The following is a 580-nucleotide window of genomic DNA, read 5'->3' as shown; positions in this document are numbered from 1 at the left end:
TATCGAGCCCCGCCGCGACCGGCGGGTGCAGCTCCAGCACCATGATGGTGACGATGATGGCAATCACCCCGTCCGAAAACGCCTCGACCCGGCCCACGCCGGGGCGGCCTTCGGTGTCCTCGGACGGGGGGATCGTTGGGCTCACTGAAGCTCGAATGCCGCGTTGATGACCAGCACGGTTTCATCCGACACGACGGGCACATATTTGCTGACGCCGAAGTCCGAACGATGGATCACCATGCGGCCGAGGAAGCCGATCGAAGCTTTCTTGCTCATCGGGTTGGTGGCCGCACCGAACAGCTTTGCGCGGAAGGTGACCGGCTTGGTCACGCCGTGCAGTGTGAGCGTGCCATCGACCGCCACGGCATCGGCGCTGAGCGGGGTGACCTTGGTCGAATGGAAGGTCGCGGTCGGGTATTTGGCGGCGTCGAACCAGTCGGCTGCTTTCAGCTCTTCGGTCAGCTTGGCGCTGGTGGTCTGCACGCTGGCGATCGGCAGGGTCACGTCAAGCTGGGTGACGGCGGGCTTCGCTGGATCGACCTTCAGCGTGCCGCTGGCATCGGAAAAGGTGCCGGCATAA

2 protein-coding genes are annotated in these 580 nt (G+C 64.3%); both read right to left on the bottom strand.

Annotated elements, in window-relative coordinates:
- The coding region (locus tag AACY19_RS28005) for a TMEM175 family protein (RefSeq protein WP_445262332.1) at window positions 1-97 on the bottom strand (97 nt) is incomplete at its 3' end.
- 44 nt (window positions 98-141) lie between these two features.
- Window positions 142-580: YceI family protein (locus AACY19_RS26815; protein WP_339454509.1), on the bottom strand; the 439-nt coding region annotated here is incomplete at its 5' end.

It is taken from the genome of Pseudomonas sp. EA_5y_Pfl2_R50, assembly GCF_963970475.1.
GTDB lineage: Bacteria > Pseudomonadota > Gammaproteobacteria > Pseudomonadales > Pseudomonadaceae > Aquipseudomonas.
Note: the sequence above shows the minus strand (reverse complement) of the source record. Positions and strands in the feature narration are given on the sequence as shown.